Origin of the sequence: Parabacteroides gordonii MS-1 = DSM 23371 (assembly GCF_000969825.1) — a bacterium.
In the GTDB taxonomy this organism is placed as follows: Bacteria; Bacteroidota; Bacteroidia; order Bacteroidales; family Tannerellaceae; genus Parabacteroides; species Parabacteroides gordonii.
The window spans coordinates 2,572,381-2,585,689 of the sequence record NZ_KQ033919.1 but is presented as its reverse complement, the minus strand read 5'-3'; the positions used below and the strand labels follow the sequence as shown (position 1 = coordinate 2,585,689).

12 protein-coding genes are annotated in these 13,309 nt (G+C 50.7%); 9 read left to right on the top strand and 3 right to left on the bottom strand.

From position 1 onward, the window contains the following. The first annotated feature begins 497 nt into the window (after positions 1-497). The 9 genes from HMPREF1536_RS09915 (at position 498) to HMPREF1536_RS09875 (ending at position 10,264) form a co-directional block, all read left to right on the top strand. Positions 498-1,610: a phosphatase PAP2 family protein gene (locus HMPREF1536_RS09915; RefSeq protein WP_225607959.1), complete on the top strand. Its 1,113-nt coding sequence runs from the start codon at positions 498-500 to the stop codon at positions 1,608-1,610. A gap of 165 nt (positions 1,611-1,775) precedes the next feature. Then, positions 1,776-2,252: a pyridoxamine 5'-phosphate oxidase family protein gene (locus tag HMPREF1536_RS09910; RefSeq protein WP_028730222.1), complete on the top strand. Its 477-nt coding sequence runs from the start codon at positions 1,776-1,778 to the stop codon at positions 2,250-2,252. A gap of 22 nt (positions 2,253-2,274) precedes the next feature. Then, a complete protein-coding gene (locus HMPREF1536_RS09905) occupies positions 2,275-2,742 on the top strand; it encodes a hypothetical protein (RefSeq protein WP_028730221.1) in 468 nt (155 codons plus the stop codon). Positions 2,743-2,801: 59 nt separating this feature from the next. Next, complete coding sequence (locus tag HMPREF1536_RS09900; protein WP_028730220.1) at positions 2,802-3,701, top strand: serine O-acetyltransferase; 900 nt, start codon at positions 2,802-2,804, stop codon at positions 3,699-3,701. 24 nt (positions 3,702-3,725) lie between these two features. Beyond that, on the top strand, positions 3,726-5,321 hold the full coding sequence (locus HMPREF1536_RS09895; RefSeq protein WP_225607960.1) for a THUMP domain-containing class I SAM-dependent RNA methyltransferase: 1,596 nt from the start codon (positions 3,726-3,728) through the stop codon (positions 5,319-5,321). After that, entirely contained in the window at positions 5,305-7,509 is a 2,205-nt protein-coding gene (locus tag HMPREF1536_RS09890) for a S9 family peptidase (protein WP_028730218.1), read from the top strand. The genes HMPREF1536_RS09895 and HMPREF1536_RS09890 overlap by 17 nt, the downstream gene beginning before the upstream one ends. 20 nt (positions 7,510-7,529) lie before the next feature. Beyond that, positions 7,530-8,798, top strand: a complete 1,269-nt coding sequence (gene purD, locus HMPREF1536_RS09885) for a phosphoribosylamine--glycine ligase (protein WP_028730217.1) — start codon at positions 7,530-7,532, stop codon at positions 8,796-8,798. Positions 8,799-8,819: 21 nt separating this feature from the next. After that, positions 8,820-9,830 carry a hypothetical protein gene (locus HMPREF1536_RS09880; protein ID WP_028730216.1) on the top strand — a complete coding sequence of 337 codons (1,011 nt, stop codon included), beginning with the start codon at positions 8,820-8,822 and terminating at the stop codon, positions 9,828-9,830. Next, positions 9,815-10,264, top strand: coding sequence for a YqaA family protein (locus HMPREF1536_RS09875; protein ID WP_028730215.1), 450 nt, complete (start codon positions 9,815-9,817; stop codon positions 10,262-10,264). The genes HMPREF1536_RS09880 and HMPREF1536_RS09875 overlap by 16 nt, the downstream gene beginning before the upstream one ends. Before the next feature lie 139 nt (positions 10,265-10,403). Here the strand turns inward: HMPREF1536_RS09875 and HMPREF1536_RS09870 are convergent, their stop codons facing one another. The 3 genes from HMPREF1536_RS09870 to HMPREF1536_RS09860 are packed head-to-tail and all read right to left on the bottom strand — an operon-like array spanning position 10,404 to position 13,307. Continuing rightward, positions 10,404-11,693 (bottom strand): alpha/beta hydrolase family protein, encoded by a 1,290-nt coding sequence (locus HMPREF1536_RS09870; RefSeq protein ID WP_028730214.1) that lies wholly within the window; start codon positions 11,691-11,693, stop codon positions 10,404-10,406. Between the two features lie 9 nt (positions 11,694-11,702). Further along, the gene (queG, locus tag HMPREF1536_RS09865; protein ID WP_028730213.1) at positions 11,703-12,689 is read right to left on the bottom strand and encodes a tRNA epoxyqueuosine(34) reductase QueG; all 987 of its coding nucleotides are present in this window, start codon (positions 12,687-12,689) and stop codon (positions 11,703-11,705) included. A gap of 6 nt (positions 12,690-12,695) precedes the next feature. Then, positions 12,696-13,307, bottom strand: coding sequence for a polysaccharide deacetylase family protein (locus HMPREF1536_RS09860; RefSeq protein WP_028730212.1), 612 nt, complete (start codon positions 13,305-13,307; stop codon positions 12,696-12,698). Between the last annotated feature and the right edge of the window lie 2 nt (positions 13,308-13,309).

Below are 13,309 nucleotides of genomic sequence, written 5' to 3'. Positions count from 1 at the left end.
GTTTTTAAAGATTCGTTTCAACTAGCTTAATTATCACGCAAAGGTATGCTAAATACACGTATCACGCAAACGATTAAAGAAAAATTTCGCCAATCAAACCCATGCTTTTCGGGGGAAATAAACTAAGCATTCTTTACCGTGCAATAATTAACTGATATATTCCGTTTCTTATCAGGAAATAATCTATTTTCACCGGATAAATTATGGATTTGCATGTTACATCATAAAATACTGTGTCTCATAGTTGTCGCACTTTACAGTACAACGGTTTCTTCCCAACAGAAAGACAGTGTAGTTGCCGTGCATACAACACATGAGTTTGAAGCTGCTTTCAATAAAATATCAGACAATAAGGTTTTCAAAATGCTGCATATCCCGGTACCCCTGTTTGCCATATCAGCGTTGACTTACAGTCAGGGAAGCAAGTTCCGGACTATGAGGACTCTTATGCTCCGAACTTCCATTACCGCTACGACGATTTCCTGCAATATGCCCCTTTGGCCGCCGTAATCGGAATGAAGCTGGGGGGCGTGGAAAGCCGTAGTTCATGGGGACGAATGCTGGCTTCGGATGCTTTCGCGATGACGCTGATGGGAATCACGGTAAACAGCATGAAGTATTCCATCCACCGGACGCGCCCGGACGGTTCGGCTAACAACTCCTTTCCTTCCGGACACACTGCCACGGCTTTCATGGCTGCCACGATCATGCACAAAGAATACGGGCTCACCCGCAGCCCTTTATACAGTATCGGAGGATATACGGTTGCCACCGCCACCGCATTCAGCCGCCAGTTGAATAATCGCCACTGGCTGAGCGACGTACTGGCAGGTGCGGGTATCGGGATATTGTCTACCGAACTCGGTTACTTTCTGGGGGATCTTATATTTAAAGACAAAGGATTGAACCTGCCCGACAAAATAAGGGAAACGGCTCCTAAAGGCGGCCGGCCGTCATTCCTTGAATTCGGTGTGGGATACAGCATTGTAAACGGAAGTATCGAGATCGGGAAAAATATCCGGCTTTCTTCACCGGGTGCTACTCATATCAGTGCCAAAGGTGGTTATTTCTTTAACCCTTATATCGGTGTCGGTGCCGAAATTACAGCGATTACCAGCCCGATGGCTTTCGATATGTCCTTATTCACCGGGAATTCCCCTTCCGAGAAATATAACATCACCCAGGTTCATGCTGATCCGACAAGCATCTTCACCTTTACCGCCGGCCCTTACTTTTCACTACCAGCAGCAGGAAAGCTATTACTGGGCACCAAATTCCAGGCAGGCTATTCCCAGTTGATAGGGAATGATGTTGAAATGGATTTGCAAGAAAGGAAAGCTCCTTATACTAAAAAAGACAATGTCATCTTTATGAAAGGCAGGAGCAGCAGCAACGTCATTATGCGTACCGGAATTTCTGCGACAGGCATTATCAACCGGAACCTGGGTATCCGCATGTATGTGGATTACGACTACACCTTCCTGAACGCTCCTTACCAGATATTAATGAATCCGGGCGAAGAAAAACCTGTATACGACGACCTTCATTACAGTAAACACAAAATGCATTATTTCACGATCGGTGCCGCGGTAACGGCTTTATTCTGGTAAATGTTTCATCTGGGAGAAACAGTTGTTTCTCCCAGATGAAACAAAAATTACCTAATCTGTGATACTACACAAGATGAAAGAAGAAATTAAACGAATTAGTTAGCCGGTGAGTCGGAAGAATTGAACTTTTTTAGCTATGTTTGCAAAAGCATAATTAAAAAGGCAATGAAAACACTGGTACACACAGAGAAAGAACATATAGAGGAAATTATCCGCAGCTGCGACGTTTGTTTCGTCGGCTTGGCTGATACGGATGGTACACCTTATGTAATTCCCATGAACTTTGGCTATCGCGATGGTGTTATTTATTTACATTCCGCCCAGGAAGGCCGCAGCATCTCGATACTGGAACGTAATCCGAAGATCTGTATTACATTCAGTACCGATCACGACCTGGTATTCCAGCATCCCGAAGTGGCTTGCAGCTATCGTATGCGCTCAAAGAGTGTTATCGCCTGGGGAGAAGTGCGGTTTGAAGAAGATTTCGACAAGAAAACGGAAGCACTGGATATCATCATGAAACAATATTCAGATAAAGAATTCCGTTATTCGGATCCGGCAGTAAAGAACGTGAAAATATGGCTGGTAGACCTCGATGAAGTGACTTGCAAAGAGTTCGGGGCGCCACACAAGAAATACTAAACATTAATAAGAGAGTGAATTTATGAAGAATCTGTTAGCGATATTTTTAATGGCGATCCTGTTCGTTTCGTGCGAAGGACCACAAGGAGAGCCAGGCAGAGACGGTGCATCAACCTACTGGATAATAGAAGATGAAATAGAAGTCAAATCGAACGATTGGAAATTGAGCAGTAACGAAGAAGGAGAGCCAATCTATACCTATGATTTCAGGATCAAAGATAAAGATTACGATCTTTATATGAATGCCTATTATACGGGATTGGTCAGCTGTTATATGTATCTGGATTTTGGAGACGATAAGCTGGAAGCACAAACACCGCTCCCTAACCCGGTTGACCGGCAAGATAAGGATGGCAACAAATGGACAGAAACTTATTCATACGATTACACTATCGATGGTTTTATCATCTTCAAAGTGTCAATCTCTGACTTCTTTCTCGACCAGAAGCCACCAACAACATATTTCAGAGCAGCAGCTTTAACCTATTAAAAAGTACGCATATATCAGATATTTAATGTACTTTTGCCCAAAATAAGACTTTCAAAATAATGGGATTGCAAAAGCATAGCAAGGTACTGAATGAAACAGTAGAGAAGCTTTCGGACGAGAGCTCGTACAAACAACTGTTCCATGCCTACCGTGACGAAGAAGCACTACCTTCAGGAGAGGTACTGAAGGACATCATAGACCTGTGCCGTGCAATCCTGTTTCCGGGCTACTACGGGAATGCGCGGATCAGCAAACAAACGATCCGCTTCCATACCGGAGTAAATATAGAAACCTTGCACACCTTGCTCTGCCGGCAAATCTATGCCGGACTTTGCCTGGCCGATACGAGCTGTACCTCCTGCCCGGAAGAAAAAATCCAGGCAAGGGCGGAAGAGCTTACCGAAGCATTTATCGCTACCCTGCCGGAAATGCGAAGCCTGCTTGCCACCGATGCCGAAGCCGCCTACAACGGTGATCCGGCTGCACAGAACATCAACGAAGTCATATTCTGCTATCCGGGGTTCCGGGCAATCTGCAACTACCGCATCGCACACCAGCTCTATAAGCTGAACGTTCCTTTCATCCCCCGTATGATCACCGAAATGGCTCACTCCGAGACAGGTATCGATATTCATCCGGGCGCTGAGATAGGACACTATTTCTCTATCGACCACGGGACAGGAACCGTGATCGGCGAAACCAGTATCATCGGAAACCGTGTACGTATCTTCCAGGGTGTCAGCCTTGCAGGAGAAAAGCTACCTCCCGACGAGAATGGGAATGCTATCCGTGGCGTAGCCCGCCACCCGATCCTTGAAGACGATGTAACCGTCTATTCCAACGCGACATTGCTCGGAAAGATACGGATCGGTAAAGGCGCTACGATCTGTGGTAACGTATGGATCACCGGGGATGTTCCTCCCGGCGATGTAATCACGCAAAATAAAGTAACTAAATAATATCTTTTCTTACAACGCACACAAATGAGTAACGAGACATTTGACATGGTGGCCAAAACCCTTTACGGGTTAGAAGAAATACTGGCCGGTGAGTTATTAGCTATTGGCGCCAACGACATAGAGATCGGACGCCGGATGGTATCCTTCACAGGAGATAAGGAAGTGCTTTACAAAGCAAACTTCTGTTGCCGCACCGCACTGCGCATCCTGAAACCGATCTATCGATTCAAAGCCAAAGACGCCGATACGGTTTACAAGGAAGTAAAAAAAGTAGTATGGGAAAACTATATGTCGCTGGACAAGACCTTCGCGATCGACTCCGTGATCTATTCCGATGACTTCAACCATTCAAAGTTCGTTGCCTACCGCACAAAAGATGCTATTGTCGACTACTTCATGGAGAAGCACAACAAGCGTCCTTCCGTACGTGTAAACAATCCGGATCTGTATATCAATATACATATCTCACACAACGACTGTACATTGTCGATCGACAGTTCGGGCGAGAGCCTCCACAAACGCGGCTACCGTGTCGAACAGACCGAAGCCCCGCTGAACGAGGTACTGGCTGCCGGTATGATCCTGAAAACAGGTTGGAAAGGCGATTCAAACTTCGTCGATCCCATGTGTGGTTCGGGAACCCTGCTGATCGAAGCGGCTATGATCGCGCTCAACATCGCCCCGGGTATCCACCGCAAGGAATTTGCCTTCGAGAAATGGATCGATTTCGACCAGGAACTGTTCGACCGTATCTATAACGACGAAAGCAGGGAACGCGAGTTCACCTTCAAATGCTACGGTTCGGATATCAACCCGGCCGCTATCGAGATCGCACAGAAGAACATACGCAGTGCCGGACTCGTTAAATACATCGACCTGAAGACATTGCCCTTCCAGCAATATGCCGATGCCCCGCAACCGGGCATCATGGTTACCAACCCTCCTTACGGCGAACGTATCTCTTCCCGCGACCTGCTGGGACTTTATAATATGATCGGCGAACGCATCAAGCATGTATTCACCGGTTATAAAGTGTGGATCTTAAGCTACAAAGACGAATGCTTTGACAAGATCGGGCTGCGTCCGAGCGAGAAGATGAAGCTGATCAACGGCTCGCTCGATTGCGAATACCGTTGCTACGATATCTTTGAAGGAAAGAACAAAGACTATAAGAAAGCATTGAACGAAGAAGGGGGAGAATCCTCTTCCGGCAACTCACGTCCTAAAACGGAATTTCCGAGAAAAGAATACGGAAGCCGCGGCAACGACCGTCCTTCGCGTCCCAACTTCAAGTCCGACCGCCTGGATCGCCCCGAACGCCGCTTTGCCGCCGCCCATAGCGAAGATGAAAGCGAACGCGCTTCAGCTGCTCCCGGCAAACGCTTCTTCGGTGAAGAACGTAACGACGGACGCCCTGCCCGCAAACAGTTTGCCGGCGACCGCCCCGTATTGCGCAAAGCCGGTGAGAAACGCCCTGTCAAGATGCGCTACAACGACGACGACGATAAATACTCAAAGAATAAAAAGAGCTTCGGAGACAGAAAACGCGGAGAAGGTCGTGCATTCAAGAAACCATTCAAAAGAGGTACTGATGATTTTAAGAATGACTTTGAAGATTAAGTATCTGTTACTCCTTTGCGTGTTCGTTTTATCAACCCCTCTGACACTGATGGCGCAAGACAAGCAGTTTACATTGCACGACCTGATCCCGGGCGGGAAGACATACAGCCGTTTCGTACCCGAGAACCGGTCGCAGTTGCAATGGGTAGGCGACGACATGTATATATATGTAGAGAAGGACATCGTGATAGGTGCCCAGCCCAAGCACTATCCGGAGATACGCGTCAGCCTTACCGGACTGAACCAGGCTTTACAGGCTGCCGGACTCGATACGGTAGCCCGCATGCCCAATTTCTCCGTACCCTATAAAGGCCAATGGATACTGGCGTTCACCCAGAAGCAGCACCGCATCCATTATGATATGGAGCAGGGAAAGGTTGTAGCCGATTATCCGTTGGATAAGAAATGGAGCAACTACGAGTTCTGCCCGGCTAACAGCTACCTGGCTTTCACGGAAGGGAATAACATAAAGATTCTCTCACCGGACAATCAACAGGGAATTGTTACACGTGAAACAAAAGAGGGTATCGTATGCGGACAGGCCGTCCACCAACGGGAGTTCGGCATCAGCAAAGGCCTGTTCTGGTCGCCGGAAGGTTCCGCCCTGGCGTTCTACCGCATGGACGAGAGCATGGTGACCGACTATCCGATCGTCAATATCGACGCCCGCTGTGCCAAGGCCGAACCGGTGAAATACCCGATGGCCGGCATGAAGAGCCATGAGGTAACGGTCGGTGTCTACCACCTGTCGACAGGCAATACCGTCTGGCTGAAAACAGGCACCCCGAAAGAGAAGTATCTGACTAACATCGCCTGGAGCCCCGACGAAAAGAGCATCTATATCGCCGAGCTGAACCGCGAACAGAACGAAATGCATCTGGTACGCTACTCCGCCCTGACAGGCGAGAAGGAAGCCGACCTGTTCACCGAAACGAACGAGCATTACGTCGAACCGCAGCAGCCCGTCCTCTTCCTGCCCGGCGATCCGCAGAAATTCATCTGGCAAAGCCAGCGTGACGGATACAACCATCTCTACCTCTACGATACCACCGGCAAGCTGCTGAAACAGCTCACCAAAGGCGAATGGGTAGTCAGCCGGGTGATCGGCTTCGATGCCAAAGGCGAGAACCTTTTCCTCACCTCCACCCAGCCGCACGTATTAAGCTCATTCAGCTACGGAACGCCGATGAATGTAAACGGCTGGAAGCTGAACCTGAAGAAAGGGACAACGCAGCTCCTCACCCGGAGTGCGGGACTGGAAAGCGTGCACAACCTGTCTGTCAGCCCTTCCGGCAAATACGCGATAGACAGCTACGACGCGCCTGAAATCCCCCGCAAGATAGACATCGTGCAAACGAAAGACGGCAAGGTGATCGAAAACCTCCTGACCGCCAAAGATCCGTACGAAGGCTATGCCATGCCGGAAATAGAAGCCGGAGTCATAAAGGCTGCTGATGGCGTGACCGACCTGCATTACCGCCTGGTGAAACCCGTCGGACTGGATGAAAGCAAGAAATACCCGACCATCGTCTACGTATACGGCGGCCCCCACTCGCAACTGGTGACAGGCGGCTGGCTGAACGGCGTCAGGGGTTGGGATATCTATATGGCACAACGCGGATACGTGGTCTTCACTGTCGACAACCGCGGAACCTCCAACCGGGGATTCGCCTTTGAAAGCGTGATCCACCGTAACCTGGGTGTCAACGAGATGGCCGACCAGATGAAAGGCGTGGAGTTCCTCCAATCGCTGCCCTACGTGGATGCCGACCGCATCGGCGTACACGGATGGAGCTACGGAGGCTTTATGACGACCAACCTGATGTTGACACATCCCGACGTATTCAAAGTGGGTGTAGCCGGCGGCCCGGTAATCGACTGGAGCAACTACGAGATCATGTACGGCGAACGGTATATGGATCGTCCGCAAGATAATCCCGAAGGATATAAGAATGCCAACCTGAAGCTGAAGGCCAGCAACCTGAAAGGACACCTGTTGCAGATACATGGCGACATCGACCCGGTAGTGGTCTGGCAGCACAGCCTGGGCTTCCTCAGAGCCTGCGTGAATGCGGACACCTACCCCGACTATTTCGTCTACCCCCGTCACCAACACAACGTGATCGGCAAAGACCGCCCGCATCTCTACGAGAAGATCACGCGGTATTTCGACGACTATTTAAAATAACCGATATAAATAATTAAGATATGAACATATTACTATTAGGCTCCGGCGGCCGCGAACACGCAATAGCCTGGAAGATTGCTCAAAGCCCGAAAGTGGACAAGCTATTCATTGCCCCCGGTAACGCCGGTACTGCACAGGCAGGAACCAACGTATACATCAAAGCAGACGATTTCCAGGCCATTAAAGACTTCGTACTGGCAAACAACGTAAACATGGTAGTTGTCGGCCCGGAAGACCCGCTGGTAAAAGGTGTTTACGACTTCTTCAAGAACGACGCTTCACTGGCCGGCATCCCGGTGATCGGCCCCTCCAAAGCCGGTGCACAGCTGGAAGGCAGCAAGGATTTCGCCAAGGCGTTCATGATGCGCCACAACATCCCGACCGCCCGTTACAAGAGCATCACCGCCGAAAACATCGCCGAAGGTTATGCTTTCCTCGAATCGCTGCAAGCTCCTTACGTGCTGAAAGCCGACGGACTGGCAGCCGGTAAAGGCGTGCTTATCCTCGAAACACTGGAAGAAGCGAAAAAGGAACTGGGCGACATGCTGAACGGTATGTTCGGCGATGCCAGCAAGACAGTCGTTATCGAAGAGTTCCTGACAGGTATCGAATGCTCCGTATTCGTCATGACCGACGGTACAAACTACAAAGTGCTCCCCGTAGCCAAAGATTATAAACGTATCGGCGAAGGCAACACCGGTCTGAATACCGGCGGTATGGGTGCCGTTTCTCCCGTTCCTTTTGCCAACGACGCTTATATGGCGAAGGTGGAAGAACAGATCATCCGCCCGACCATCGAAGGGCTGAAAGCGGAAGGCATAGACTATAAAGGTTTCATCTTCCTCGGCCTGATCAACGAGAACGACCCGAAGGTGATCGAATACAACTGCCGCATGGGCGACCCGGAAACGGAAGTAGTGATGCTCCGTATCCAGAGCGACCTGGTAGACCTGCTGGAAGGCGTAGCCGAAGGCGATCTTGACAAGCGCACCCTGACGATCGACCCGCGTGCTGCCGTAACGGTCATGCTCGTAAGCGGCGGTTACCCCGAAGCGTATGAGAAAGAGAAGATCATCTACGGACTCGACGACATCACATCCGACAATATACTCTTCCACGCCGGCACCATCTCCGCCAGCGGCCGTATCCTGACCAACGGTGGCCGTGTCATCGCCGTCAGCTCTTACGGAGCCAACAAGGAAGAAGCCCTGGCCAAATCATTCGCCGGAGCAAAGAAGATCCTGTTCGACAAGAAGTATTTCCGGAGCGACATCGGCTTCGACTTGTAAAAGGTTCAGACAGGAAGCAAAATGAACAGTACATACAGTTACTCCCGCAGACATAACTTATTCGGCACCACGACATTTGTTGTGGTGCTGTTGGCATGTATCGGCTGCTGGATCGCCAGTTATCTGAATTCGGTCGGTTATCCGGTATATGGGGAAGTGACTGCCACACCGTTATGGAATGCCATCTGCCAGGTACTGCCCGGCAAGGCTTTCACCTACGGGATCGGTATGCTGCTGATGTTCGGTGGGGCTTTCCTGCTTCACCGCGCCAACTACATCCTGGTGTTGATACGCGAAAAGACACTGCTCCCCTTCCTTTTCTATGTGCTGTTCATTAGTACCAATCCGGACTTTCTCCCGCTGAAGTCCACTTCGCTGGGCGTATTCTGCCTGATCCTGGCTATCTACCAGCTATTCACCTCCTACCACGATCCCGAGGCCAAAAGCAATGCCTACAACGCGGCGCTGCTAATCGGTGTAGGTAGTCTCCTGTGGGTGCATATCCTCTGGTTCCTGCCCCTGTTCTGGATGGGGATGTATAATTTCAGGACATTGAATATACGTACTTTCCTGGCCTCCCTGCTGGGTATCGGCACCATCTACTGGTTCCTGTTAGGCTGGTGCGTATGGTTCCGCGACTTTACACCCTTCACGATCCCGTTTGCCGCCCTGTTTAAGATCCGTTTCCTGATCTCCCAGGAGCTCGGCCTGCTCGATTGGATCGGTATCCTCTGGATGGCGTTGCTGACAACCGTGTCCGCCATCAACATCATTACGCATGAGTTTGAAGACGTGCTGCGTACGCGCCAGTTCCTGTCTTTCTTGATCGCCATGTCGGTATGGGCTTTCGCGCTCTACCTGCTTTACGAACAGGTTTCCGAAGAATTTCTGGAGACAGCCTGTATCCCGGCTTCCATATTGATCGCCCACTTCTTCACCGTGATGCGGGGTAAGGTCATCTTCTGGACTTTCTATTCAACGATTGTGCTTTATATAACTCTCCTGGTATTACGCTTATGGAATTTCTTATAGAATACGGATATATCGGGGTGTTCATCGCCTCCTTCCTGGCAGCTACCATCCTGCCGTTCAGCAGTGAGGTGGTACTGACGGGTGTCTTACTGGCCGGTTCGTCCTACTGGCCCTGCATGGTTGCCGCCACCCTGGGGAACTTCCTCGGCGGCATGAGCTGCTACTGGCTCGGTATGTTGGGCAAGGTGGAATGGATCGAGAAATACCTCAAACTGGATGCCAAAAAGCTGCAAAAGGTACAGGACTGGATCGCAGGCAAAGGCTCATGGATGGGCTTCTTCGTCTTCCTCCCTGGCATCGGCGACTTTATCGCAGTGGCACTGGGTTTCCTCCGTGCCAACGTCTGGATCGTCGCCATCTCCATGTTCCTGGGCAAAGCCATCCGCTATTGGGTGTGGATGGAGTTCGTTTATAAGGTGCAGGGGTGGCTGTAAAGAGTTTCAGATATTCCTAATAATAGTATGATAGAAAAATAGGACTATAATGATAGGATATCTATCACTATAATCCTAACCTACCTGACACTATAGTCCTACGATGGTCAGCACTACTATGCTATTCGTAGCTTAAAAATTATTCCGCCAGCCACTGGTTCAGTTGCGTCAGAATCTTTTCCTTGATATCTTCCGGCATATTACCGATACGCGAACGGTGGCTGCCGCGGGGTTGGAAGTAGACCTGTTCGTTCTTCTTGCCTTTGAAGACGGGGACATGTGCCGCACTCCACGGATCGATCTCTCCGTAGATGAAGATCATCTTCGGGTCGTTGTCCTTCAGGAAGTCGTAGATCTTATGATAGAGAGCCGGGCGGAATTCGATCTTGTCGACCAGCTCTTTGGGGAGCATGATGCGGTTAAGATAGCCTTTGCTGCTGTCGATGGTGAGGTACTTGCGGAAAGGCTTCGTGTCGTAGCCATAGTAACCCAGTTCACGGGCGGCTTGTACGAAGAAGGAGATGTTGGGCTGGTTCTCGGCAAAGTAGTCGGGGCTGCTGATCTCCATCAGGTGTTTGAATAGGGTTTCGTTGTCGGCATTCGATGAAGGGATGACGGAGACCGGGGTGCCCCATTGCCAGAGGGCGAAAGGATATTCCAGTACACAATAGTCTAGCACTTCGGCCATCGGAATACGGTATTCCAGTTTTTTATCTTTGGAGAAGACTTCGAGCAGAGGGAGCATATCGGCTTTGCGCTTCAGGACTTCTTGCTGAAAATCTTCTATCTTACGGCGTTCCTTCTTGGTACCTACCTTGCGCAGGAACGGTTCGTGACGGCCGTCTTCAACACCTTTGCACAGCGGGCCGACGTACGGGACGGAGATATCCACATCGTCGGGAAAGAAGGCACGGTAGAGCATGGTGGTCTGGCCGCCCTTGCTGATACCGGTGCTGATCCATTTGCCGGTGTAGAGCTGGCGGAATGTCCGGTTGACGTTATGCAGGTCGTAGGCGGAGTTCTCGGCAGTCAGGTAATCCCAGTTACAGGGTTCGGGGGTCGACTCGAGGAAGTAACGGTATTCGACGAAGATCAGGTTAGCGTCGAGCAGTTTGGTCAGCTCTTCCTGGTATTTGGGGTTGAGGGCGTAAGCGCCGCCGTATCCTTCGGTCACGATCACGGTAGGACGGTCGAAACCGACATGGCCCACAACGACACGCTGGGTAAATGTACCGGCCGAAGGATCTTTCGGGTCTACGGGTTGGGTGATGCGTACCAGGTACTTTTCCGGATAGACATCCGATTCGAGTTGTTCGATGTTACTGATCCCTTTGAGGGAAGCGAGCTTCTCTTTCAGTTCGCCCGGAGCGGCAAAGGCTGCCAGGGTACAGAGGAAAGAGAGGAGCAGGAGGTTGAATGTTCTTCTCATGGTGTATGTTTATTTGTTGTTGATATCCTTTTTATTGCTGATTGTACGGATCAGCCCTTCATATTTCGCCCGCTTAACAGCCGACTTGGCAAAGATACGATTATAATCTTCACGGGTAAAGTCTTGCAGGCTCTCTTTTTGAAGGGAAAGGAAGTCGGGCGTGGGATGGAAAGCAGCTTCGCGGGTGGGACGGGCGAAACGGTTCCAGGGGCAGACTTCCTGACAGGTGTCGCAACCGTAGAGGCGATTGCCCAGACGGGCGGCCTGTTCGGTAGGGATATCGCCTTTATGCTCGATGGTGAGGTAGGAAAGGCATTTACCGGCATCGAGATGGCCGGGGCGTTCGAGGGCTCCGGTCGGACAGGCGTCGAGACAACGGCGACAGGAGCCGCAACGGTTCGCTTGGGGGTGGTCATAATCCAACTCCAGTGTCGTGACGATCTCGCCGAGGAAGAAGAAAGAACCTTTGCCGGGGATGATCAGGTTGGTGTTCTTCCCGATCCAGCCGAGACCGGCTTTCCATGCCCAGTAGCGTTCGAGAATAGGGGCGGAGTCGGTGAAGATACGGGCGACAGAAGGGTGATCCGTATGAATATCCGATTGATCCGGCCTGTTCGCTTGCGACCCCGTGTCGAGCACGGGGACAAGGTCTGTGATGTATTGCCAGAGTTGGCGCAGTTTGTCTTTTACTACGAGGTGGTAGTCTTTTCCGTAAGCGTAATAGGAGATGCGGGGGGCATCGGGCGATTGCTTCACGGCCGGGTAATAATTAAGGGCGACGGAGATAACGGAACGGGCACCTTCCACCAATCCTACCGGATTGAGACGGATGTCGCGGTAGTTCTCCATATACTTCATGCCGGCATGACAGCCTTCGGCTATCCACCGGTCAAAAAACAAAGCTTCGGTGTCTGCGGAAGCTACTTCGGCTATTCCGCAGGCATCGAAGCCCAGTTGGTTGGCTTTGTTCTTTATTTGGGTGGACAAGTCCGCCATGACAGATTATTCAAACACCTTAAACGTATATCCTTCCTTTTGCAGCCATTCGATGGCGCGGGGCATGGCTTCGCGCATGTTCGTTTCGGCTTTGAGGGAATCGTGGAAGACGATGACGGAGCCGTTGCGGGTATAGTTCTTTACCACATTGAAGACACCGTTCGGGGTCATATGGGGACTGTAATCGCGGGTGACGACATCCCACATGATGATCTTGTACTTCCTTCGTAGAGCAACTACCTGGGGGAAACGCATATGACCGTGCGGCGGACGGTAGAGGTCGCTATGGATATATCCGGCGGCCTTCTCGATGTTATCCAGATAGTTTTTCGTCCAGTATTGAAGTCCCTGGATATGGTTAAAGGTGTGATTGCCTACCCTGTGTCCGCGGTCGAGCACCATCTGATAGATATCAGGATGCTTACGGACGTTATCTCCTACACAGAAGAAGGTAGCCTTCACACCATATTTATCGAGTATATCCAAGACCCAAGGGGTAACCTCGGGAATAGGGCCGTCGTCGAAGGTGAGATATACACACTTCTCCTTGGCCGGTATCCGCCAGATTACCCCTGGAAACAGGACCCTGTAAAACCAGGGTGGTTGTTCTATAAACATAT